Consider the following 23,797-nt stretch of genomic DNA (forward strand, 5'->3'; position numbering starts at 1 on the left):
AGGACATGCGAATGACCGAACATGCCATCATCCCGATCGTTGAAAATCCGCCTGTTACCTTCACGCAGGCCGAGATCGGCTGGACACCGTGGCTGCAGCCCTTGCCTGAGGAAGAGCTGACGGAGCGTCACCTCAAAGGCCTGGTCGAGGCTGGGCGCGCAAAGTCGCCTTACTTCCGCCTGCTCGTGCGCGATCCGGAAGTGCTTGAAGCGCGCACGAAAACTGACAAGGACATCTTCTACAACACCCGCTCGGGCCTGCCGCGCGCCGAGCGCGAACTGGCGGCGACCGCCGCGTCTAGATATAACGGCTGCATCTTCTGCGCCTCGGTACATTCGCGCTTCGCTTCGCATCACTCAAAGCGCACAGAGGATGTGCAGAAGCTCCTCGACGAGGGCGTCGGAACCGATCTCGGCGAACGCTGGAATGCAATCGTCGCCGCTTCCGTGGCGTTGACGGCGACCCCGCCTACCTTTGGGGAGGAGCACATCGGCCGACTTTCGGCAGCGGGCCTAGACGAACTGGAGATCGCCGACGTCATCCATGGTGCCGCCTTTTTCAATTGGGCAAACCGGCTGATGCTCTCACTTGGAGAGCCAACGCCGGCAAACTGAGCCGCACACGCGGTCGGTCGCAACCGACGCCAGACATAGGCGAGCCCGCAAGATCGAGATCTTGCGGGCTTTTGCATGCGCGTCACCTGACGCATCTCGAACCTGTGAGCGGCCGAAACAGAACCCGCGGTGATTGTTTGCGGTCAGAAAGCGGCAGGCACTCCAGAACAATTGCAATCGCGCAAAGCGCTCATGCCGGCTTCGATCGAAGTAATTCGGCTTTTCTGAAGAGTGGCACAAGAACAGCGGCCAATTTTACTTCCACCATAGAAAAAGCCCGCAACGTCTTACGATGTTGCGGGCTTCTTTCATCCGAGTTTTATTCGGATTAGAAGTTACGCTGCAGACGGACGAAGCCGAGAACCTGGTCGTCCGAACCGCCACCAACCTTGTCGGTGTCTTCGTACTGAACCGATACGCGGGTCGCGAGGCCTTCGGTGATCGCGTAGTCGAGCGTTACGCCAGCGCGCCACTTGGAGAGGTCGTTGTTGAAGTCGTTGCCCGTGCGCAGGCTATCCCAGTACTGAACGCCGGGGGTGATCTTCAGCTTGTCGGTTGCCTTGAAGGCGTACGAAGCAGCAACGGTCCACTCCGAAGCGTTCCAGTATGCGTTCGGGTTCGAAGCCCAAACACCGGCGACCTGGAAGACACCCGGGCCGAGGTCGGCCGAGAGCAGAGCGCGGATTGCGCCTTCTTCGTATTCAGAGTCGTAGCCGCCGAGCAGGTCGAAGGAAACGCCACCGAGCGTAGCCGAAACGATGGCTTCAACACCAACGCCGTTCGACTTGGTCGAGGTGCCTTCAAGTTCGTCAACGGCGATACCGGCCTGGAACGAACCGCCGTCATAGAGGTAGGCGATCGAGTTGAATTCGGTGACGTTGCCGATCGAGTCGGTTTCGCCGTTCAGGCCCTTATCCCACCAGCTGTAGAAGAAGCCGGCCTTGAGGCCGCCGAGCTGGATGTAGGCTTCATCAACGTCGATCAGGCTGTCGCCAGCGTCGGTGTCGTTGTCGGCGTTGAATTCAGCAGCGAAGAAGCCAGTGAGCGTGCCGTATTCGGTGTCGCTCTTGGCGTCGAACGAGATGTAAGCGCGCGAGAAGGAATCCCAGTCAGATGTAGACTGGCCGCCGAACTTTTCCTGATTGTAGCGGCTATCAGCGGCGTCACGACCAAACGAAGTCTGGAAACGGATGAAGCCGCCGATCTTGAGGCAGGTTTCGGTGCCCGGGATGTAGAAGTAGCCAGTGCCGAAAGCGTCGCAAACGCGAACGTATTCCATGGGCTCCGGCTCGGCTGCAACGATGGCGTCGGCAGCCTGAGCGCCGGAAACTGCTGCGAGAGCAGCAGCGGAGCCGAGAAGAAGGCTTTTGATAGTCATTCGATCGATCTCTCTAATGGTTATCAAGGTCAACAAGGCCCGCCCCTGGTGTCCCCCAGAGATTTATCGGTTACCTCGCTCGCGCTGCTACGAAATGAACCACTGCGATGACTCGCAGCGGGCAGCGGCGACACCGCTATCACAAAAAACAAGACAGTTACGCAACAAACGCGTTTCGAGCGTTTGTGAACAGCTATTACTATAAACTGTTGCACTTCGGCAACTATCATATATTTCTAAAATAAGTTTATCTTACAGATGATAGTAATGAATCCGAACTATATTAAAAGCGAAGCCTTTATATGACAAAATGCTCTCATAAAAACTTCACAGTTTGCACGTTGACGTCTTGATTTTGTTATTTTACGTAGAGCCGGCCTTTGAGAAGAGAGGCTTCCGGTGAAAGCGCCGTCAACTATCAACAGTTGGCGGCGCAATTATTTTTTAGGGGTATACACGGAGGCTTTGGGCTTCTCTTTCGCTCAGGAGTGAGCCTTCGAAGATCTACTGCGTCGCCACCGGCGGCTCGGCGTTTCGCCTTACGACCTTGCCTTCCTCAGCCTTGTAGAAAAACTGACTTGAGACGAGCCAGCCCTTCAGGGGGCGAAGCGGCGGAATGCAGGTCAGCAGCATGAAGGGCCCGGTCACCAGTAGGTGTATCCAGAGCGGTGCGCTGTATTGAACTTCCAGCCAGACGCCAAGGAAAACACTCGGTACGCAGGCAAAGCAGATGACGAAGAAAGCGGGGCCATCGGCCGGATCGGCAAAGGAGTAATCGAGGCCACAGACTTCGCATTCCTTGCGCATCTTCAGGAAGCCGTTGAACAGGTGCCCTTGCCCGCAGCGCGGGCAGCGGCCGCGCAAGCCAGTCTGCATGGGCGGGATCGGCGGCCAATCACTATCGGAAGACATGTTTGTTCCTTTCAGGCGTTCCGGTTGGCGCTGGAGTTTTGCGCCGAGATTGCCTGGATATGCGGCCGCTTCTTCTTCTTGGGGCCGCATCAGGCTCGCCAAGATTAGGCGCCGAAAAACATACATTGTCAATTTATTGTATGCATACATGTCTGCGACAATTTCGCCCGCCGACCATTTACACCACGAAGCTTGAGGCGGCGGGGGGCTGGCCGATGAGGTCGTTGATGACAAGAAGACTGCGTCGCAGCTCCGCGTGGCCGGCAGCGGCGCCGAGGCCGAGGCGGACGGCTTCCGGTGGCGCGCCGAGCGCAAAGGCGTCGCTTGCAACGACGCTGATGCCGGCTGCTTGCAATCGCGCGCTCAGTTCGCCGCGTGTCCAGGGCGGCGGCAACTGCAGCCAGGCGTGAAACGCGTGCGGATGCGTTTGTGCGACGCCGGCTGGAAGAAGCTCGGAGACGATGCGCTGTCGCGCCGCCGTCTCTCTACGTATGGCTGCGAGCACGGCGTCAGCCGTCCCGTCCTCGATCCAGCGCGTGGCGATAGCGGCCGCAAGAGGGGACGCCATGCCGACAGTGGCCCGGATCGCGCCTTCGACGCGGACCGAGCTTCGGCTGTCCGGCACGATAAGATAGGCGATGCGCAAGGCCGGCGACAGGCATTTCGCAAGGCCGCCGACATAGTAGACCAGGTCAGGCGCCAGCGCCGCCAACGGGCGCGGCGTCGAAACGGGAAGGGCGCCATAGGCATCGTCTTCGATGATCGCTACGTCGTGCCGCCGGGCAATTGTGACGATCGCCTGGCGCCGTTCGAGCGAAAGTGTCGTTGTCGTGGGATTGTGAAGCGTCGGATTACAATAGAGCGCTTTCGGCGTTTCCTTCGCGCAGAGTTCTTCGAATGCTTCGGGCAGGAGGCCCTCTCGATCCATGGCGAGGCCGTGCAGTCTGATGCCGAGATGTGCTGCGAGCGCGCGGAGGCCGGGGTAGGTGATTGCCTCGGCGCAAATCATGTCACCGGCCTTGGTCAGGCTGCCAAGCGTGGCAAGCAGAGCCCCTTGCGCGCCAGCGGCAATCAGAACGCGCTCAGCCGGAACCTCGCCCAGCCTGGGTTTCAGCCATGCGGCGCCTGCAGCACGGTTGTGCAGGGTGCCGCCCGGCGGCTGGTATCGCATCAGGAGTTCGAGCCCATGCTCGGCCTGCAGCGCCGCCATGTCGTCCCAGAGCCGAGCGGCGAGCATCGGGTCGTCGAACAACGGCGGCAGGTTCATGCTCATGTCGATGAGGCCGCCTGCCGGCGTACGGCCGGTTCGGATGCGTCGCGTTTTCACGTAGGTGCCCTGGCCGACCCGGCCCTCGACGAGGCCGCGATGCCGGGCTTCGTTATAGGCGCGACTGACGGTGGTGAAGTCGATCCCCAGCGCCTCGGCAAGCGTGCGTTGCGGCGGCAGACGCATCCCCTCGGAAAGGCGCCCTTCGCTGATATCGGCAGCGATGGCGTCGGCGATCGCGAGATAAAGCGGTCCATCCGATTTACGGATTACCGGTTGCCACGAAATTCCCAAGCGCACGTCCGTCATCGCGATTACCTCATGCTAATTGTATGGATATTGCATGGTTATCCGATTGAGGGCAAGTGTTAACAGTGGGAATGCAGCGGCACGCCCGCGACCAAGCGTCGCCTAGCGTGTCACGCTTGCCGTTGCCAGCAACGCGCCGAAGCCGACGAGCAGGGCGCCGAAGGTGCGATCGATCCAATGGCGAAGCGCGATAAGACGAAGCCGCACCGTGCCGGAGGAAAAGAACAGGGCAACGATTGCGAACCAGATCAGATGCGCGGCAGAGATGAACGCGCCGTAACCCATCTGGACGGGCAGAGCCGTGGTCGGCCCGACGACTTGCATGAACAGGCTGACGACAAAGATCGTCGTTTTGGGGTTGAGCGCGTTGGTGAGAAACCCCACACGCAGCGCACCGATGTCGGAGAGTGCGGGATGCACGGCCAAGCCCGTCGTTTCGGCTGGCTTGGTGCGTAGCATCCTGATGCCAAGCCAGATCAGATAGGCGGCGCCGACGAACTTCAGGACTGTGAAGAGAAATAGCGACTGGCGAATCGAGAGGCCGACGCCGAGCAAAGTGTAGGCGACATGGACCCAGACGCCGGCGGCGATACCGAGCGCCGTCAGGACGCCGGCCCGCCGCGACAAAAGCAGGCTGTTGCGTGTCACCATCGCGAAATCCGGTCCCGGACTGATGACGGCAAAGATTGTAATGGTTACTACAGCTAACAGTTCAGTCATTGTCTTTCCCGTTCGTCTCTTTCATTAATGTCTAAATAACTTGATCGATGAGAAGCGACTAACGATGAGTTCTGACCATTTTGGTGAGCTGCACTCACAGATGTCGGCGACGCGGCTTCCGCCGCTGGCGGCGCTGCGCTGTTTCGAGGCGGCGGCCAGACTCGAGAGCTTCAGTCGCGCCGCGGACGCGCTCCATCTGACGCACGGCGCGATCAGTCGCGCGGTCCGGCTTATCGAAGATGAACTCGGCGTGGCGCTGTTCGAACGCCGCAGCCGGCGTGTCTTCCTGACAGAAGCCGGGCGAAAGCTGGCGGCGGCCGTGCGCGAAGGTTTCGGTCTGGTGGAGAGTGCCGTCCGGGAGATCAGGGACGTGGCGCGAACGCCGGCGCTGGTGGTGTCCTGCGAGCCGACCCTTCTGATGCGCTGGCTGATACCGCGCCTTCCTGATTTCCAGGCGCGGCATCCGGAGGTGTCTATCCATCTCGTTGCCGGAGGTGGGCCGGTGTCCTTGGGCCGTGGCATCGATCTGGCGATCCGACGCGATGATTTTCCTCGAGCGGGCGGCACGCATGCCGTGCCGCTCTTTCCGGAGCGAATAGGTCCGGTCTGCCGAACGGACAAAATCGCCCTGTTTTTTAACGAGGCTGAGGCCGGCTCTTTGCCTCAATTGCGCAAGGACGCGATCCCCTTGCATACGCGAACGCGGCCAAATGCGTGGGAGACCTGGGGGACGACGGCAGACCGCGCCGCACCCGAACAGCGCGGCCAAGTCTTCGAGCATTTCTATATCAGCCTTCAGGCGGCCATCGCCGGGATCGGCGTGGCGATCGGGCCTTGGCAACTCGTCCGCGACGATATCGACAATGGCATCCTGGCCGCGCCATGCGGATTTATCGAAGACGGTACGGCCTATCATCTGCTGTCGCCGTCAGCGATCGGCGACCATGGACCAAGCGCGGCGTTGCGTGACTGGCTGCTGGCCGTATCGATCTGAAACGGACCGTTTTCATTTCTGTCATTTGCATAAAGGCGAGCAACGTCATACGTTTAACGAATACGCGCGCATGACCGGCGATGCCAGTCGGCGGAAAGGCGCGCGAAGCACCTGATATGCAATCGATTCGACCCTCGGGTCCTGGAGCGGCGCCATGAACATCCTCAAAATCAATCTCGGCCAGGAGCGGGGTACGCTGCGCCCGGCTAGCGCAAAGGCATCGAGGATCGTGGCCGACGTCATGAAGGCACTGGTCGTTCCGGCGGCGGCTATAGGCCTAGTGGCGTTCGCAGCGCCGTCGATGGCGCATGCCGCCAGTTGCAAGGATTCCGCATCGCCTGGAGCCGATTGGACCGACTGCAACAAGAAAGCGCTTATGCTCGGCGGCAGCGACCTTCAGGGTGCCAATCTCGTCAACACCGACTTCACCTTGACGGATCTGCGCGGTGCGAACCTGACAGAAGCCAATCTGGAAAAGGCAACTCTGGTTCGATCCTCGATTGCGGGGGCTACCGCGAATGGCGCGAACTTCTCCAAAATCGAAGCCTATCGGTGCAATTTCGCAGGCGTCTCCGCCGAGAAGGCATCGTTCGTCAATTCCGAGCTGCAGCGGGCCAATTTCGGCGGTGCCCGCCTGACGGGGGCAAGCTTTGAAAAGGCCGAACTCGGCCGGGCGAATTTCGACAAGGCGGAGCTCACCGGAACCCGGTTTACCCATGCCAACCTTTCGCGCGCGGACCTGACCAGCACGAGTTTTTCCGGCCCGATCGATTTCCAGGGGGCGTTCATGTTCCTGACACGTATCGAGGGCGTCGACCTGTCCGAGGCAACCGGACTTGAACAGGAGCAGGTCGACATGACTTGCGGTGACAGCTCGACCAAGCTTCCCGCCGGCATGAGCACGCCGGCGGGCTGGCCCTGCGCCAGCGACTGATCGCCGTCACAAAGCCGCAGCCCAATCGGTCGTTATGCCAAATGCCGCTTTGCGGCAATCGCAAGGCATTCCTTGAAGGCTTGCAGGTCGGTCAGGCGATCGGCCTCAGGCACTTCGCACTGGACGAGCCTGCCTTCCCTTCGCAGAACGCCGCCATCGAGCATCAGGTTGTCGGCCATATCGAAGTCTTCGATGCTGAGCCCGTCCGGACCGGCCATGCGGCCGTCGAGGCGCAAGCCGGCCTTGCCGCCGTAGTGGTCGTGCAAGATGCGCTCGTAGTAGCTGCGGGAGGTGTTGGTATACGCATAGACGTGCTTACCGTGACCGCACATGAAGCCGAGTTCGAATACCGTGCCGACATCGGCGCTGATGCCGCGAAACGGTGTCAGGTTGGCGATGATCATGTCGGCGGCAAGCATCATGCCTTCGTCGACGGCGTAGATCGCAAGGCCGCGCTGATGCTTGGTCGGAGCCGGCGGAATCTCGAGATCGCCGGGCACGAGCGGTGTGAACCCGGCTGCACGCGCCAACTCTGCCTTCAATTTCTGAATCTCCGCCGCATTGGGCAGAAACACTTCCGGGCCAGCGAGATAGACTTTCACGCGCATTTCTCCTCACATTTTCGAGCGGCCAATCTAGGAGAGCTGCAGCGCCGAGCCTAGCCATGGACTTCAGCTTGCCCACGGTTTTTTGGAGCGTGGGAAGCAGGTATGCTGGCTGAGCGCATTGCCCCACCGGTGGAGACGCCCGTGGCCCGCCATGTGCCACCTTCGGCCAATTCCGGAGATTTGCGCATGCCACGCGGGCGAGCTGGACATGCGGACGTGTCAAAATCTGCAGCCGATGTCAGCGGGGGCTGCGATCGCAACCGCCGCCACCGGCGCGCGCACCATCCCACGGGAAGGCTCGCGGGTCGTTGGTGGCAAGGTCTCCGCCACGTTCACATGCGGAAACACTCATAAATACGGGTGTTTCCTAACGAATCCTGTTTGCACGCAGACATGCCAGGATGCCCGCCGCCGGTTTGCAAGGGCGCTTCTCCGGTTTCGATTCGCTCCATGGTTGCCGCTTCCCCCTTATTTTTCCCATGCCCTGGTCCGCTGGTGGGCCGTCGTTTTCACCGCCGCATGCGACTTTAAACAATCATGCATACAAAATTGTCGACAAAATAGTTGACATTGTCGCCGACAGCTTCAAATCTAGGGCAACTTGCTCACGAGTGGGTGAGGGCGCCTGCATATGGCGACTGATGAGAAAACAGAGGGAACGACATGAAACTGAGAAAGCATCTCCTCGCGGGGTTGGCATTTGCCTTTCTCGCATCCTCGGCCTCCGCCGAAACGCTGCGTTGGGGTAGCCCGCGGGATATCTTCTCGCTCGACCCCTATTCCTATGGCAGCACCTCGAACCTGGCCTTCCTCAACCACGTGTACGAAGGCCTGACCCGCTATACGCCGGAGTTCAAGGTCGAGCCGGCCCTCGCCACGAGCTGGGAGATGGTCAAGGACAAGGTCTGGCGCTTCCATCTGCGCAAGGGCGTAAAGTTCCAAAACGGCGCCGAGTTCAACGCTGACGACGTCGTCGCCTCCATGGCCCGCGTCAGCCATCCGACCTCGCCGCTGCGCGGCAACATTCCGGCCTATGTCTCGACCACCAAGGTCGACGATTACACGGTCGACATCGAAGTCAATTCGCCAAACCCGCTCTTCCTCAACGACATGACCAACATCTTCATGTTCGACAAGGACTGGCTGGTCGACAACAAGTCCGAGCTGCCGACCGATGTCGGCGCCAAGGTCGAAGGCTACGCCACCTACAACACTAACGGCACCGGCCCGTTCAAGGTCGAATCGCGCGTGCCCGACAGCAAGACCGTTCTCATCAAGAACGACGGCTGGTGGGATACGCCGAAGCACAATCTCGACCGCATCGAATTCATGCCGATTACCTCGGCCGCAACCCGCGTTGCAGCGCTGCTTTCGGGCGAAATCGATCTGACCGATGGTGCGCCGGTGCAGGATCTTGAGCGCCTAAAGAGCTCGCCGGACATCAAGGTCATCGAGCGCACTGACCTGCGCACCGTGCACATGGTCTTCAACCGTCACGAGACCTTCGCCGACGGTCGCGAAAACTTCTTCAACAACATCAAGGTGCGCCAGGCGATTGACCATGCCATCGACCGCCAACTGATCTTCAAGCGCGTGATGCGCGGCAAGTCGCATGTCGCCGGCACCATGGTTGCTCCGGAAATCCCGGGCTACAGCGCCGAACTCGATGTGCCGACCGCCTATGATCCGGAACTCTCCAAGAAGCTGCTCGAAGAGGCAGGCGCCGTCGGCAAGGAGTTCACGCTCGTCTGCATGAACGACGAAAGCGTCAACGAAGAAGACGTCTGCAGCGCACTGGTCTCTATGCTGTCGCGCGTCGGCCTGAAGCCAACCCTCGACATCGGTCCGCGCGCCGTGCAGGCGCCGAAGCGCGCCGGCGGCAAGTCCGACGCCTACATGATCGGATGGGCCAACGAGCCGACGCTCGATGCCTATTCGATCCTGGTTCAGGTTCTCTCGACCCGTGAAGGCGCGGCCGGCGTCGCCAACTATGGCGGCTGGTCCTATCCGGAACTCGACGCGATGGTGAAGAAGGCCGCGCTCGAGATGGATCACGACAAGCGTCTGGCGATCGAAACCGAGGCGCTGAAGTTCGCCAAGGATGAGGTCATCATGATCCCGTTGCACCAGCAGCCGATGGCCTGGGCAATGTCGAAGAACGTCACGGATGTGACCATTCGGGCCGACAACAAGCCGCGTCACTGGCTGACCCGTATCGGCGATTGAGTTTTCTTGCCCCGGCAGAGCGTGCTTTGCCGGGGCTCCTCATTCAGCGAGAAACCCAATGATTGTCTTTCTCATCAAGCGGCTGGCCAATGCCGTGCTGGTCATGCTCGCCGTCGCGCTGCTCGCCTTCCTGATCTTCCGCTTCGCCGGCGATCCGGTCGAGTTGATGGCCAACGAGCAGATGTCGCAGGCCGACCGTATCGAGCTGCGCGAAAAGCTCGGGCTCAACGATTCGTTCCTCACCCAGTTCGGCCGCTTCGTCGGCAATGCCGCCCAGGGCGATTTCGGCATCAGCTACCGTAACGGCCAGGACGTGATGAAGCTCATTGCCGAGCGCTTCCCGGCAACGATGGAACTGGCGCTGGTCGCAACCGTCCTGTCGCTCCTGATCGGTCTTCCACTTGGTGTCCTGACCGCTATCCACCGAGGGCGATGGTATTCCGAGGGGTTGCAGTTCGTCAGTATCATCGGCGTCTCCTTGCCGAGCTTCGTCGTCGGTATCCTTCTGATCCTCGTCTTCGCCGTAACGCTCGGCCTCGTACCTGCTTTCGGGCGCGGCGATGTGGTGCAGCTCGGCTGGTGGAGCACCGGCCTGTTGACGTCGTCGGGCCGCGCATCGCTGCTTCTGCCGTCGCTCGCACTCGCGCTCTACCAGATCACTCTGGTCATGCGGCTGGTGCGCGCAGAAATGATGGAAGTGCTGCGCTCGGACTTCATCAAGTTCGCACGCGCCCGTGGCGTGCCGCGGTGGCGGATCTATTTCCGACATGCGCTCAGGAACTGTCTGATGCCGGTTGTCACCATGACGGCGATGAACTTCGGCTCGCTGATCGCCTTCGCGCTGATCACCGAAACCGTGTTTCAGTGGCCGGGCATGGGCATGCTCTTCATCCAGGCGGTCACCTTCCTCGATATGCCGGTCATGGCGGGCTATCTCTGCATCGTCTCCTTCATCTTCGTCACGCTCAATACGCTCGTCGATATCGCCTATGCGGTCATCGATCCGCGGTTGCGCGATGCAACCCGCTGAGGTCGTTGCCATGACAGATCACGTCCAGCAAACCACACCGGCGCGCAAGCCTTCGCGGCTTGCCCGCTGGCGCCAGAGCGATCTCTGGTGGTCCTTCACCCACAAGCCTTCGGCAATCATCGGCGCGATCATCCTTACGTTCCTGATCGCGACCGCCTTTGCAGCACCTTTGATTGCGCCGCAGAACCCCTTCGATCCGGCTCAGCTCGAGCTCTGGAACTCCGAGCTGCCGCCGATCTGGGAGGCCGACGGCCAATGGCCTTACGTGCTCGGCACCGACACGCAAGGGCGCGACATGCTCTCGGCCATTCTCTATGGCTCGCGCATCTCGATCCTGATCGGCGTCGCCTCGGTCGTGCTTTCGCTCGCCGTCGGCCTTAGCCTCGGCCTCGTTGCCGGCTATTTCGGCCGCTTCATCGACAATTTCCTGATGCGCATCGGCGACGTGCTTCTGTCGATCCCGACGATCCTGATCGCCATTCTCGTCAGTGCCGTCGCGCGCCAGATGCTGCCGCCGGAACTGCGGGACGTCGGCTCTGCCGCCGTTCTGGTGCTGGCGATCACGCTCAGCGCCTGGGTGCAATATGCCCGTACCGTGCGCGCCCAGACGATCGTCGAGCGCGGCAAGGAATACGTTCAGGCGGCGCGTCTTCTGAAAACGCCAGCGCGGCGCATCATGCTGAAGCACATCCTGCCGAACACGCTGACGCCGATCATGGTTGCTGCGACCCTCAACTTCGGCATGGCGATCCTGACCGAAGCGACGCTTTCGTTCCTGGGTATCGGCATGCCGCCGAGCCAGCCGAGCCTTGGAACGCTGATCCGTCTCGGCAACCAGTTCCTGTTTTCGGGCGTATGGTGGGTGGTGCTCTTCCCCGTCGTCCAGCTTTGCCTTCTCGTGGTTTCGGTCAACCTTCTCGGTGACTGGCTGCGCGATGCGCTCAATCCGAAATTGAGGTGAATGATGTCCAATCTCCTGATCCGTAACGTCAGGCCCAACGCCGGCGAAGCGACCGACATCCTGGTGCGCGACGGCAAGATCGCCGCCTTCGGCAAGGGCCTCGCCGCCGATGGCGTGGCCGTGGAAGACGGCAACGGTCATATCGTGATCTCCGGTCTGATCGAGGCGCATACCCATCTCGACAAGTCGGTCTGGGGCATGCCCTGGCACGTCAACGCCAAGACCGCAACGCTGCGCGAACGCATCGATTTCGAACGCGAAAAGCGGCTGGAAATCGGCATCGACCCGCACCGTCAGTCCATGCGCCAGGCGATCATGCTCGCTGCCAATGGCGCAAGCCACATCCGCAGCCATGTCGACATCGACACCACCCACGGCCTTCGGCTGATGGAAGGCATCATCGAGACCCGCCAGGTGCTGAAAGATGTCATCGATATCGAGATCGTCGCATTCCCGCAGTCGGGCCTCGTCACGCGGCCCGGCACTGTCGAGTTGCTCGACAAGGCTCTGAGCAATGGCGCGGAAGTCCTTGGCGGCATTGACCCCTGTGGCATCGATCGCGACCCGAAGGGCCATCTCGACGCGATCTTCGGCCTTGCCGAAAAACATGGAAAGCCGATCGACATTCACCTGCATGAGCAGGGCGAACTCGGCGCCTTCAGCATGGAGATGATGTTCGAGCGCATCCGCGCGCTCGGCATGCAGGGCAAGGTCGCAATCAGCCACGCCTTTGCGCTCGGCGCACCGGATTATCTGCGCGTCGGCGGTCTCATCGAACAGATCGCCGAACTCGATATCCGTATCGTCACGACAGGCTCTCCGTCTTCGACCGTGCCTTCGATCCTGCGTCTGAAGGATGCCGGCGTGAAGGTTGCTGCCGGCTGCGACGGTATCCGCGACACCTGGGGTCCGTGGGGCCAACCCGACATGATGGATCGTGCCCGGATCCTCGGCATGAAGAACGGCCTGCGCCGCGACGTCGATCTCGAACATGCGCTTTACGTCTGCTCCAAGGGCGGCGCCGACGTCATGGATATCAAGGGATATGGCCTCGATGTTGGCTGCGATGCCGATTTCACCCTGCTCACCGGCGAGACGCTGGCGCATGCCGTCGTCGACGTCGCGCCGCGGCCGCTGGTCGTCAAGCGTGGCCGCGTCGTCGCCCGCAACGGCGTTGCGGAGGTGGCGATCCCATGACCAACATCAAGGATTTGACGCTCGGTGAGCGCGCCGAAGGACGCACGCTTCTGACAGCACAATGGGTGCTCGGGCACCGCGACGGTTCGCACCGGCTGATCCCGAACGGCGAAGTCGTCATCGAGGGCGGCACGCTGCTCTATGTCGGCCCACGTTTCGAAGGAGAGGTGGCACGCCGCATCGATCTCGGCGCAGCCATGATCAGCCCCGGGCTCATCGACCTCGATGCGCTGTCCGATCTCGACACGACGATCTTAGCGATCGACCATCAGCCTGGTTGGGCCAAGGGTCGCGTCTGGCCGCTGAGCTACATCGAGCGCGGCCCCTATGAGATGTACACGCAGGAGGAGCTGGCGTTCCAGAAGCGCTTCGCCTTCGCGCAGCTTCTCTTGAATGGCATCACCACCGCAGCGCCGATCGCCTCGCTTTTCTATCGCGAATGGGGCGAGACCGTTGCTGAATTCGCCGCCGCATCCGACGCCGCAGGTGACCTGGGTCTTCGCGTTTATCTGAGCCCGGCCTATCGCGCCGGCGGCATGATGGTGACGGCGCCGGGTCAGCTCGAAGCGATCTTCGACGAGGCAAGGGGTCTGAAGGGCCTTGACGAAGCGATTGGCTTCATCCGTGACCATGAAGGTCGCCATGGTGGCTTGGTGAAGGGCCTGCTGGCTCCCGACCGGGTGGAAACCTGCACCGAGAAACTGCTGGTGCGCACCGCCGATGCGGCGCGCGACCTCAATTGCCCGATCCGGCTTCATGCTGCGCAGGGCACGATGGAGGTCGACACCGTCCGCCGCCTGCATGGCAAGACGGCGCCGGAATGGCTGGCGAGCTTCGGTTTCTTGAGCGACCGGCTGATTGCGCCGCATGCGACCCAGGCGACCGACAACGATCTGCGTCTCTATGCCGAAAACGGCGTGAGTATCGTGCACTGCCCGCTGGTTTCGGCCCGCGGCGGCAGCACGCTCAACTCGTTCCGCTCGGTCAAGGCCCGCGGCGTCAATATTGCCATGGGCACCGATACGACGCCGCCGGACATGCTGATGAACCTACTCGTCGGCCTGATCGCTGCCCGCGTCGTCGAAGGCGACCCGTCAGCCGTCAGCTGCGCCGATCTGTTTGATGCTGCGACACTTGGCGGCGCCAAGGCCCTCGGTCGCTCGGATCTCGGTCGCCTGGAAACGGGCGCCCGTGCCGATATTGCCGTGTTCGATCTCATGGACCATCACATGGCGCCGGCGATCGATCCGATCACGACGCTCGTCGTCGGTGGTTCCGGACGCGTCACCAAGGCGGTCTTCGTCGATGGCCGTCTGTCGATGCGCGATGGCGAGGTGGCAGGCTTCGACATGAACGCGGCACGCGCGCAGGCACAGGTCCAGTTCGATGGTCTGATTGCCAAGTATCCGGAGCGGAGCTTCGGTCACCCGCCTGTCAGCGAGATCTTCCCGCCGAGCTACCCATTGGAGGTGCAGCGATGACTGAACATACCTCATCGGCCGTGCTCGACGTGCGCGGTCTCTGCGTCGAATTCCCTGGCCGCCATGGAACGGTGCAGGCGCTATCCGACGTTTCGCTCAGCATTCGCCCCGGCGAAATTCTTGGCGTCGTTGGTGAATCCGGCGCCGGGAAGTCGATGACCGGTCTTGCCGTCCAGGGTCTTCTGGAGCCGCCTGGCCGCATTTCCGGCGGCGAGGTCTGGGTCGGCGGCCGCCGCATCGACCAGCTCGACGACAAGCAGATGCAGCAGGTGCGCGGCCGTCAGATCGGTGCGATCTTCCAGGATCCGTTGACCTCGCTGAACCCGCTCTTCACCGTCGGGGCGCAGCTAGTTGAGACCATCCGCCTTCACCTGAAGCTTTCCAAGGCCGATGCCAAGGCGCGGGCGATCCAGCTCCTGAAGGAAGTTGGCATTCCGGCGCCCGAGGCACGCTATGACCACTATCCGCATCAGTTCTCGGGTGGCATGCGCCAGCGCGTCGTCATTGCCCTGGCACTTGCCGCGGAACCGAAGCTGATCATCGCCGACGAACCGACGACGGCGCTCGACGTCTCGATCCAGGCGCAGATCACCTCGCTGCTTCGCCGTCTTTGCGATGATCACGGAACGGCGGTCATGCTCGTCACCCACGACATGGGCGTGATTGCCGAGACGGCCGATCGCGTCGCGGTCATGTATGCCGGGCGGCTCGTCGAAATCGGCCCGGTCGCCGAGGTGCTGAAAAACGCCCGTCATCCCTATACGCGGGGCCTGATGGGCTCGATCCCGGCGCTTGGCCGCCGCGTCGAGCGGCTGAACCAGATCGACGGTTCCATGCCGCGGCTGAACGCGATCCCCGCCGGCTGCGCCTTCAACCCGCGCTGCCCGGATGCCGGGCCGCGTTGCCGCAAGGATAGGCCCGAACCGGCGCCGGTCGGGACCGGCGTCGCCGCATGCTGGCTCAATGCAGGAGGAGTGCTATGAGTGATGCCCTGACGGTCAACGACCTGACCTGCAACTTCGACGTTTCGGCACCCTGGCTGAACCGCGTCATCGAGCGCAAACCGCGGCAGTTCGTGCGCGCCGTGGACGACATCAGTTTCAGCGTGCCCATGGGCGGCTGTCTGAGCCTCGTCGGCGAATCTGGCTGCGGCAAGTCGACGGTGGCGCGGCTGGTCACAGGTCTTTATCGCGCCAGCGAAGGCGAGGTGCGGTTTGCACCGAGCAAGAACGGCGAGCCGCTCTCGGCCCAAATGATCTTCCAGGATCCCTATGCAAGCCTCAATCCGCGCTGGCGGGTGCGCAACATCATCGCCGAACCGCTGCGCGAGTTGAAGCTGCGCAACTCCGAAGCCGAGATCATGGACCGGGTCGGCGAACTGCTGACGATCGTCGGCCTTGCGCCCTCGGACGGTGCCAAGTTCCCGCACGAGTTTTCGGGAGGCCAGCGCCAGCGTATCTCGATTGCCCGCGCGCTTGCCGGTGAGCCGGAGTTCCTCGTCTGCGACGAGCCGACCTCGGCGCTCGACGTGTCGGTCCAGGCGCAGATCCTCAACCTCATGCGCAAGCTGCAGGACGAGATGGGGCTGACCTATCTGTTCATCAGCCACGACATGAGCGTGGTTCGCCACATGTCGGACCGGATCGCCGTGATGTATCTCGGACGCATCGTCGAGGAGGCCGACACCGAGACGCTCTTTGCCAATCCGAGGCATCCCTATACCCAGCTGCTGCTGGAGACGATCCCGGATATTACCCATCCAAAGCGCGGGCGCAGCATTGCGGCGAGCGAAGTGCCGAGCCCGCTGAACCCGCCGTCCGGCTGTACCTTCCATCCGCGTTGCCCGTTTGCAGACCAGCGCTGCAAGAGCGAGCGGCCGGAGATGCGCAGCTTCGCTGACGGCTCGCGTGCCGCCTGCCACCGCATCGAAGAAACTGTGAAGGCGATCAACGCAGCGTAACGCCCACCTCTTTCCCTGAAGACTTGGGCTCCGTGTCGTACCAGTCGCGGAGCCTCTTTTTTTGCCGCCGGCGATTTTCAGTATTTGCGCCAAGCAGTTCGCATGCCCCTTTCGCATCGCTGTCGTGGGGCAAGTGCTAGGCTGCTAACCGGAATTCAACGAAATAGACCGATGACCATTCCCGGGCTCCAACACTCACGTTAGGGTAGGGGCCAATGGTCGGACCGCTTCCCGCTCGGGACATCCGGCCGGGATCGAAATGCGTTGATTTGAAGAGTTGGCTTATGAACACGACCTCCGACACCGATTTCCCCGTCCTCAATGCCGTTGAAGCCCGCGTTCTCGGATGCCTGATCGAGAAGAAGGAAACGACGCCCGACGTCTATCCGCTGACGCTCAATTCGGCGCATTCGGCTGCCAACCAGAAAACGGCGCGCGATCCCGTCATGGCGCTCGAGCAGGTCGAGATCCACCGCGCTCTCTCGTCTCTGGGGCAAAAAGGGTTGGTCCGGCAAGCATTTGCCTCGCGGGTCGAGCGCTACGAGCACCTCGCAGCCAACCGCTTCTCGCTGACGTCGCCGCAGATCGTCGTGCTCGGTCTGCTTCTTCTGCGCGGCCCGCAGACGGCCTACGAGCTTTGGGCGCGCAGCGAGCGCATGGCGCGGTTCTCGTCGATCGAGGAGCTGAAGGACAATCTGGATCTGATGATGGGCCGCCGGCCGCCGCTCATCGTTCAACTGAACCGGGGTGCCGGCCAGCGCGAAGACCGCTTCGCGCATCTCTTGTGTGGTGAAGTCGAGCAGCCTGCCGAAAGGCCGGCCGTGTCGTCGGCGCCGAGCGGTTCGGCCCTATCGGCTCTCGAAGAACGACTGGAAGCGCTTGAGCGGAAGGTGGCGACGCTCGAGGAACAGCTTGACGCCCTGACGCGCTGACAGCACGGCGCCGGAAACAAAATGTCCCGGGCGCCATGTGCGCCCGGTGACATATTCGGATGCGCTCAGCTGGCGTCGACCAGCCGGCAGGCCGGCGCTTCCTTGGCGCGCGGATAGTCGTACGCACCGACCTTCGAGGTGGCATAACCGCCCCCGACGAGCGCCTCGGCAAGCTTCACGGCTGCCGTCACGCCGTCGATCACAGGCATGCCGGTACGCGCCTTCAGGCGGTCGCAGAGCTCAGACATACCGGCACAGCCGAGGATGATCGCTTCGGCGCCATCCTCCTGGCGTGCTTTCAGGATCTCCTGAACCAGCATCTCCTCGGTGTGGGCCAGATCCTCCTCCAGCGCCAGCACGGGCATGTCGACCGATCGCACCTTGCGGCAGCGATGGCCGGCACCGTATGCCTCGGCGAGGTCCTCGATGATCGGCACGGAGCGGGGCAGGGTGGTGATGATCGTAAAGCGGGTCGCAATGTTCATCGCCACCTGCACGGCCGCCTGACAGATGCCGATGACCGGACCGCGAGCGATCTCGCGTGCAGCGCCAAGTCCGGGATCGTCGAAGCAGGCGATTACATAGGCATCGATGCCGCGCGCTTCGCCTTTGCGGATTTCCGCAAGCATCGCTGGCACAGCCATCGCTTCGTCGGCATGGCCTTCGATGCTGGCTGGGCTCGATGTCGGGTTGATCGATTCGAGCTGGGTGTCGGATGCAGCGACGCGCTCGGCGCTGCGATGCGCCTGTTCGGTCATCGAGCGGGTGGAGTTCGGATTGATCAGCAGGATACGCATGGATCAGCTCGTCTTCCGCATGGTGTTTGCAAGGGGGGCATAGGCGGTAATGTCGGGCGTCGGCATGACGAACTGACGATCCGATGTGATGTAGTTGTTGGCGTGCAGCCGTGCGATCGGCTGGTATTGGGACGGGTCGACGTAGCGGCCTTCCTCGTCGAGGCAGTCCTTACGCACGTGCATATGCACGACCTCGCCGAGAACGATGACGCGGCGGTCATATTCGATCAGCCGCTCAACGCGGCATTCCATCGAGCAGGGTGACTCGACGATACGGCGGGCGCCGACCTTGAGGCCGTCAGCCGCCGTCAGTCCGGCGATTGCCACTTCGTCGACATCCGGCTCGAAGGACAGGCCGCAGACCAGCATCTGGTCGGCGATCGCCATGTCCACCATGTTGACGACGAACTCGTTGGTGCGCCGGATATTGGCGACCGTGTCCTTCTCTTCCCCGTTCGGGCGGGTCTGGATACCGAGAATGACGATCGGCGGGTCGTGCGAGAAGACATTGAAAAAGCTCATCGGCGCGGCATTGTCCTGTCCGCTCGGCGAGAGCGTCGAGACCAGCGCGATCGGTCGCGGACCGATGAAGTTCGTCAGCAGGCGGTAACGGTCCTGGGCCGGCAGTTCTGTGAAATCGAAGTCCATCGGAGCTCTCAATTGGCGCCGCGGCCCGGTCTATTTGCCGGTCGCACGGTCGTGTTTAAGCGGTTGCCATTGCACATCAAGTTGCGGTACACAATATTGTCTACAATTTTGTAGTCAATATCTAACTGCAGCGGATGGAATTGACTTTGAGCGCCGCACGGCGAGAGTAAGCGAACGGCTAAGGGAGATTTCATGTATAACGCGGACGAAGTCGCCGGTGCTCCGACGGCGATCATTTGCGAGAAGATCTGGCTTGCGATTGCAGAGCGTCGGCTACGGCCGGGGACGCGATTGAAAGAGGAACAACTTGCCGAAATATTCTCCGTCAGCAGGGCTCGCATCCGCCAGGCACTGACCGCGCTCGAGCGCGATGGCCTGGTGACGATCATGCCGAACCGGGGCGCCTTCGTCTCCGAGCCTTCGGTAGACGAGGCACGCGATGTCTTCGTTGCCCGCAGGGCGATCGAACAGCGGGTCGTCGAGCGGCTTTGCGAGCGCGCCAATCCCAAGGATATCGTCCGGTTGCGCGCCCATATCGAAGAGGAGCGCATTGCCGGCCGATCCGGAAATCTCTCTGATATCGTTCGGCTTTCCGGTGGTTTCCACCTGTTGCTCGCGGAGCTTTCGGGGTCTGCCTTCCTCTTCGGTATCCTGCGCGACCTCGTGTCCCGGACATCCCTGATCACCGCAATGTACCGGTCGAACCACCTGCACAATTGCGGACCGGACGAACATCTGGCCGTGGTCGAGTACATCGCGTCACGCGACGTCGCGAGCGCGATCAAGGAAATGGCCGAGCACCTGAACCACGTCGAAGCGGAGCTGGACCTGGACGAGGAGAAAGACCAGCCCCGCGATCTTCGCACCGCATTGCTTTGATGCGGCGCGCGCGACCCATTGCACCGCACTTTAGAGGAGGCGGTGCCTGCAAGCAGACTGAAGGAAGATATGACCAACCGTAGTTACTATGCGCCGCATGGCGGCAACCCGCCCCAAACCCAACTCCTTTCGGATCGCGCGGTCTTCACCGAAGCCTATGCGGTGATTCCGAAGGGGACGATGATGGACATCGTCACCAGCTATTTGCCGTTCTGGGACAAGACCCGGCTGTGGATACTGTCCCGGCCGCTCTCTGGTTTTGCTGAAACATTTTCACAATATATCATGGAAATCGCTCCGGGCGGCGGCAGCGACCGGCCGGAACTCGACGAAGGCGCCGAGGGCGCGATCTTCGTCGTCGAGGGCGAATTGACCATCACGCTCGACGGTAAGGCGCATAAGATGCAGCCGGGCGGCTTCGCCTTCATTCCGCCGGCGAGCAACTGGACCGTTCGCAACGGAAGTGAAGCGATCGTTCGCTTCCATTGGGTGCGCAAGGCTTACGAGTACGTCGATGGCCTGCCCGCGCCGGAGGCCTTCTTCACCAACGAGGCCGAAATCACCCCGTCGCCGATGCCGGGCACGGAAGGCAAGTGGGCAACGACCCGCTTCGTCGACCCGACGGACCTGCGCCACGACATGCACATGACGATCGTCACCTTCGAGCCCGGCGCGATCATTCCCTTTGCCGAGACGCACGTGATGGAACACGGCCTTTATGTGCTCGAAGGCAAGGCCGTCTACCGGCTCAATCAGGACTGGGTCGAGGTCGAGGCCGGCGATTACATGTGGCTGCGCGCTTTCTGCCCGCAAGCCTGCTATGCTGGCGGTCCGGGCAAGTTCCGCTACCTGCTATACAAGGACGTGAACCGCCACATGAAGCTGAAATCACGCTGAGTAGTTCACCTTGGGCCAAGAAAAACCGCGCATTCCAGGGATTGCGCGGTTTTTCTTTTTTTCCGCCAGATAAAGCCGTTTCCAGATCCTGGCTCTCAGCGCTTCGCCGTTTGCCAACCGTGGACCGGACTATCAGTCCACCAGTTGCGGATCGGCCGGCTGCAGGCTGCGCGGCTGGAGACGCCTGAGCGTGTTGCCGGTCGGGTTCTTGTCGAGGTGGAGCACGCGGGTAAAGAAGTCGCTGCCGCGTTCGGTGCGTCCGATGTTGACGATCGCAACACCTTGAAGCTCGTCGTCCATGAACTTCAGCACGCGCTGGTAGGCGTCGTCCTCAAGGGTATCGAGCGCTTCGTCGATGATCAGCCAGCGCGGCTTGTGCAGGCTGAGCCTAGCGATGGCGAGGAGGCGCTGCTCGGCCTCGCTGAGGTTCATCTGCTTTCGCGCATCCTGGTCGAGCCGGCCGCTCAGGCGGCCAAGGCCGACCTTCGAGAGAACGGCGGCGAGTTCGCCCTTGCTGTAGGTATCGGGCGGGCTCGGATAGGCGAGCACTTCTCCAAGCGTGCCCGGCGGGAAATAGGGAGACTTCGGCACAAAGGCGAGGCCGTCGTCAACCGGCAGTGCAATGCGGCCGTGCCCCCAGGGCCAGAGCCCGGCGATCGCGCGGAAGAACGGCGCCTTTTCGACCTCAGGCGCGCCGGTGACGAGCACGCGTTCGCCCGGATCAATGGTGACGCTCGGCTCGCGAAGCTGGATGCAGCCGGTCGGCGAGACGATTTCGATGTTGTCGAAGCTCATCTGCGGCGTATCGGAGGTCCTGAAGTCGATGCGCTTGTCGCCCTCATGCCGTTCGTCGGTCATCAAGAGCGCCGAGCGGAAGGCGGCGACGCGCAGCAATGTAGCGCGCCAGTCGGCGATCGCGCCGATATTGTCGACGAACCACCGCAGCGACGCATGCACCTGATTGAAAGCGCCGACGGCCATCATCAACCCACCGAAGCTCAGGTCGCCGGCGAAATAGACCGGTGCAGCAATGACGATCGGTGCGACGACGGTGATCCAGCCATAGCCGCCGGTCACCCAGGTGAGCCGCGTAACCGCACGCAGCAGGCCGTAGCTGATCTCGAGCACCGAGGCGAGGTCGCGCTGCAGCCGCTTTTTCTCATTGGCCTCGCCTGATGAAAGCGAAACGGCCTCGATATGTTCGTTGACGCGCATCAGCGAGAAGCGCAGCGCCGCCTCCCGGGCATAGTGTTCGCCATTGAGCGCCACCAGAGGCCGGCCGACGAGCCAGCTCAGCCAGGAGGCGGTGCCCGCATAGAGGATCGCGGCCCAGACCATGTAGCCGGGAATGTCGAAGGAATAGCTCGCGACATGGAAGACGAAACCGTCGGACAGTGACCACAGCACGCCGATAAAGCTCACCAGCAGAATACCGGATTGGAAGAGGCCGATCGAAAGTCCGGCCGAGAGATCGGTCAGGTGGCGCGCGTCCTCATGGATTCGCTGGTCCGGGTTGATGCCGATGGCGCCGGCATTCGCCAGCCGGAACGCGCGCGTCGGGCGCATCCATTCGGTGATCAGGTCCTGGGTCAGGCCTTCGCGCAAGCGCAGCTTGATGACCTGGCCGAGCCAGGTTTGCAAAACATTGAGAACGAGGAGCACGCCGGCGATCTGGGCGAAGACGACGAGCTGATGGAGAAAGGCCGGAAGGTCGCGTCGCTCGAGCGTGTCGTAGAACGGCTTGTACCATCGGTTGAGGATGATCTGACCAAAGGCTGTCACAACGATGACAACGATGATGCTTATGCTCAGCCAGATGATCTTGTTGCGCAGTGGCGAGGCCATGAAGGCCCGATGCATCATCCGCAATTGATCACCGAGGGATTGTTCGTCGCTGGGTTCTATCCGGCCGCTATTTTTGCCGTTCGTCCGGTTCGACATCGGTGCGAATCTCTCCTTCCCGGTCTCCTCGAGTAGAATATAGCCTGCCTTACCCTCTCTCCCTAGCGCGGATTGTCTGCGCCCACATGTAACCGCGGTCACAGCGCGGATCGTAAAATCCGTGACAATGCGGCACACTGCCCGAATTGCGGCGGGAAAGTTGAATTGCAACCCTCCGCAGAGGGTTCATAGTTTCGTGAGCGAGGTCGGAACACGGCACCGAGGGAGGAGCCTGCATGTCGGCGCATCTCGATCAAATCCGCGATCAGCAAAGAGAGACCTGGGACCGCTTCTCCGCCGGCTGGAAGAAGTGGGACGCACTGGTGCTTGGATGGCTCGCCCCCTTCGGCGAGGCAATGATCCGGCAGGCGGCCATCAAGGACGGCGACCGGGTGCTTGACGTCGCTGCGGGAACTGGAGAACCAGGCCTGACGGTGGCGGCGTCGATACCGAAGGGCCGCGTGACTGTCACCGACCTTTCAGAGCGCATGTTGCAGGTGGCGACGGAGAACGCCAGGCATCGCGGTCTTGCGAATTTCGAAACGAGAGCCTGCGACGCTGGCGCCTTGCCGTTTCCGGAAGCAACATTCGACGCCGTCCTCTGCCGGTTCGGTTTCATGTTTTTTCCCGACGTTGCAGCGGCAGCCCAACAGTTGACGAGGGTCGCAAAGCCCCAGTCGCGTGTATGCGCTGCGGTGTGGGGTGCACCGGAAAAGAACGCCTGGGCAACGACGATCATGGCGACGATCGCCCGGCACGTCGACATGCCGAAGCCTCCGGCCGGCGCGCCCGGCCTGTTTCGCTGCGCGTCTGCAGGCCTGATGAAGACCGTTTTCGAGGATGCGGGATTGCACGACATCCACGAGGAGGAGGTCACCACCACGATGGTCCACGAGACTCCGGAGGACTACTGGGCCTTCATGACCGAGATCGCCGCACCCGTCGTCGCCGGACTGGCACAGGCGGACGATCAGACGCGCAACCGCATCCGCAGCGAGGTTCTCGACCTGGCAGGCCACGCGATCCGCGCGGGCAACGTGGAACTGCGCGCGACGGCAACGATCATCGCCGGCACGCGACCATAGCAGAAGGGAACGATGGGGAGGGGAGGT

Annotated in this window: 22 protein-coding genes; 14 read left to right on the plus strand and 8 right to left on the minus strand. The window is 61.9% G+C overall.

Annotated features, from left to right (window positions below; translation table 11 throughout):
• Positions 1 to 11 precede the first annotated feature (11 nt).
• Positions 12 to 614 carry an alkylhydroperoxidase domain protein gene (locus BLU15_RS19355; RefSeq protein ID WP_090297233.1) on the plus strand — a complete coding sequence of 201 codons (603 nt, stop codon included), beginning with the start codon at positions 12 to 14 and terminating at the stop codon, positions 612 to 614.
• A gap of 328 nt (positions 615 to 942) precedes the next feature.
• Here the strand turns inward: BLU15_RS19355 and BLU15_RS19360 are convergent, their stop codons facing one another.
• From BLU15_RS19360 to BLU15_RS19375, 4 genes are all read right to left on the minus strand, one after another.
• Positions 943 to 1,992 (minus strand): porin, encoded by a 1,050-nt coding sequence (locus BLU15_RS19360; protein WP_090297235.1) that lies wholly within the window; start codon positions 1,990 to 1,992, stop codon positions 943 to 945.
• Positions 1,993 to 2,496: 504 nt separating this feature from the next.
• Positions 2,497 to 2,904, minus strand: a complete 408-nt coding sequence (locus BLU15_RS19365; protein WP_060521096.1) for a DUF983 domain-containing protein — start codon at positions 2,902 to 2,904, stop codon at positions 2,497 to 2,499.
• Between the two features lie 178 nt (positions 2,905 to 3,082).
• Positions 3,083 to 4,480 (minus strand): aminotransferase-like domain-containing protein, encoded by a 1,398-nt coding sequence (locus BLU15_RS19370; RefSeq protein WP_090297240.1) that lies wholly within the window; start codon positions 4,478 to 4,480, stop codon positions 3,083 to 3,085.
• Between the two features lie 102 nt (positions 4,481 to 4,582).
• Entirely contained in the window at positions 4,583 to 5,200 is a 618-nt protein-coding gene (locus BLU15_RS19375) for a LysE family transporter (protein ID WP_090297242.1), read from the minus strand.
• 40 nt (positions 5,201 to 5,240) lie between these two features.
• Here BLU15_RS19375 and BLU15_RS19380 point away from each other — a divergent pair, with 40 nt between their 5' ends.
• Positions 5,241 to 6,194: a LysR substrate-binding domain-containing protein gene (locus tag BLU15_RS19380; RefSeq protein ID WP_244546774.1), complete on the plus strand. Its 954-nt coding sequence runs from the start codon at positions 5,241 to 5,243 to the stop codon at positions 6,192 to 6,194.
• Between the two features lie 241 nt (positions 6,195 to 6,435).
• The gene (locus tag BLU15_RS19385; RefSeq protein ID WP_090297408.1) at positions 6,436 to 7,128 is read left to right on the plus strand and encodes a pentapeptide repeat-containing protein; all 693 of its coding nucleotides are present in this window, start codon (positions 6,436 to 6,438) and stop codon (positions 7,126 to 7,128) included.
• A 32-nt stretch (positions 7,129 to 7,160) separates the two neighbouring features.
• On the opposite strand, the gene BLU15_RS19390 is transcribed toward BLU15_RS19385, so the two are convergent.
• Positions 7,161 to 7,736, minus strand: coding sequence for a nucleoside 2-deoxyribosyltransferase (locus tag BLU15_RS19390; protein WP_090297245.1), 576 nt, complete (start codon positions 7,734 to 7,736; stop codon positions 7,161 to 7,163).
• A gap of 663 nt (positions 7,737 to 8,399) precedes the next feature.
• Between BLU15_RS19390 and BLU15_RS19395 the strand changes: the two genes are divergently transcribed.
• The 8 genes from BLU15_RS19395 (at position 8,400) to BLU15_RS19430 (ending at position 17,523) form a co-directional block, all read left to right on the plus strand.
• Complete coding sequence (locus tag BLU15_RS19395) at positions 8,400 to 9,962, plus strand: ABC transporter substrate-binding protein (protein WP_060539346.1); 1,563 nt, start codon at positions 8,400 to 8,402, stop codon at positions 9,960 to 9,962.
• Positions 9,963 to 10,020: 58 nt separating this feature from the next.
• Complete coding sequence (locus BLU15_RS19400) at positions 10,021 to 10,992, plus strand: ABC transporter permease (protein WP_034797927.1); 972 nt, start codon at positions 10,021 to 10,023, stop codon at positions 10,990 to 10,992.
• Positions 10,993 to 11,002: 10 nt separating this feature from the next.
• On the plus strand, positions 11,003 to 11,953 hold the full coding sequence (locus BLU15_RS19405) for an ABC transporter permease (protein WP_060529200.1): 951 nt from the start codon (positions 11,003 to 11,005) through the stop codon (positions 11,951 to 11,953).
• A 3-nt stretch (positions 11,954 to 11,956) separates the two neighbouring features.
• Positions 11,957 to 13,150: an amidohydrolase family protein gene (locus tag BLU15_RS19410; protein ID WP_090297411.1), complete on the plus strand. Its 1,194-nt coding sequence runs from the start codon at positions 11,957 to 11,959 to the stop codon at positions 13,148 to 13,150.
• Positions 13,147 to 14,631, plus strand: a complete 1,485-nt coding sequence (locus BLU15_RS19415; protein WP_090297251.1) for an amidohydrolase family protein — start codon at positions 13,147 to 13,149, stop codon at positions 14,629 to 14,631. Before BLU15_RS19410 ends, BLU15_RS19415 begins: the two co-directional genes overlap by 4 nt.
• Entirely contained in the window at positions 14,628 to 15,614 is a 987-nt protein-coding gene (locus BLU15_RS19420; protein ID WP_034797922.1) for an ABC transporter ATP-binding protein, read from the plus strand. Before BLU15_RS19415 ends, BLU15_RS19420 begins: the two co-directional genes overlap by 4 nt.
• Positions 15,611 to 16,591, plus strand: coding sequence for an ABC transporter ATP-binding protein (locus BLU15_RS19425; protein WP_234798773.1), 981 nt, complete (start codon positions 15,611 to 15,613; stop codon positions 16,589 to 16,591). Before BLU15_RS19420 ends, BLU15_RS19425 begins: the two co-directional genes overlap by 4 nt.
• A 284-nt stretch (positions 16,592 to 16,875) precedes the next feature.
• Positions 16,876 to 17,523, plus strand: coding sequence for a YceH family protein (locus tag BLU15_RS19430; protein ID WP_090297253.1), 648 nt, complete (start codon positions 16,876 to 16,878; stop codon positions 17,521 to 17,523).
• A 65-nt stretch (positions 17,524 to 17,588) separates the two neighbouring features.
• On the opposite strand, the gene BLU15_RS19435 is transcribed toward BLU15_RS19430, so the two are convergent.
• Together BLU15_RS19435 and BLU15_RS19440 are read right to left on the minus strand one after the other, a co-directional pair.
• Positions 17,589 to 18,320: an aspartate/glutamate racemase family protein gene (locus tag BLU15_RS19435; RefSeq protein ID WP_060582932.1), complete on the minus strand. Its 732-nt coding sequence runs from the start codon at positions 18,318 to 18,320 to the stop codon at positions 17,589 to 17,591.
• A 3-nt stretch (positions 18,321 to 18,323) separates the two neighbouring features.
• The gene (locus BLU15_RS19440; protein ID WP_090297255.1) at positions 18,324 to 18,968 is read right to left on the minus strand and encodes a flavin reductase family protein; all 645 of its coding nucleotides are present in this window, start codon (positions 18,966 to 18,968) and stop codon (positions 18,324 to 18,326) included.
• Positions 18,969 to 19,160: 192 nt separating this feature from the next.
• Here BLU15_RS19440 and BLU15_RS19445 point away from each other — a divergent pair, with 192 nt between their 5' ends.
• Together BLU15_RS19445 and BLU15_RS19450 are read left to right on the plus strand one after the other, a co-directional pair.
• Positions 19,161 to 19,847 (plus strand): GntR family transcriptional regulator, encoded by a 687-nt coding sequence (locus BLU15_RS19445; RefSeq protein WP_060521105.1) that lies wholly within the window; start codon positions 19,161 to 19,163, stop codon positions 19,845 to 19,847.
• 69 nt (positions 19,848 to 19,916) lie between these two features.
• On the plus strand, positions 19,917 to 20,744 hold the full coding sequence (locus tag BLU15_RS19450; protein WP_060521106.1) for a bifunctional allantoicase/(S)-ureidoglycine aminohydrolase: 828 nt from the start codon (positions 19,917 to 19,919) through the stop codon (positions 20,742 to 20,744).
• Positions 20,745 to 20,876: 132 nt separating this feature from the next.
• Here the strand turns inward: BLU15_RS19450 and BLU15_RS19455 are convergent, their stop codons facing one another.
• Positions 20,877 to 22,685, minus strand: coding sequence for an ABC transporter ATP-binding protein/permease (locus BLU15_RS19455; protein ID WP_034797910.1), 1,809 nt, complete (start codon positions 22,683 to 22,685; stop codon positions 20,877 to 20,879).
• Positions 22,686 to 22,921: 236 nt separating this feature from the next.
• Between BLU15_RS19455 and BLU15_RS19460 the strand changes: the two genes are divergently transcribed.
• Entirely contained in the window at positions 22,922 to 23,770 is an 849-nt protein-coding gene (locus BLU15_RS19460; RefSeq protein WP_090297257.1) for a class I SAM-dependent methyltransferase, read from the plus strand.
• Positions 23,771 to 23,797 lie beyond the last annotated feature (27 nt).

The sequence above is a fragment of the Ensifer sp. YR511 genome, assembly GCF_900103045.1.
GTDB classification, from domain to species: domain Bacteria; phylum Pseudomonadota; class Alphaproteobacteria; order Rhizobiales; family Rhizobiaceae; genus Ensifer; species Ensifer adhaerens.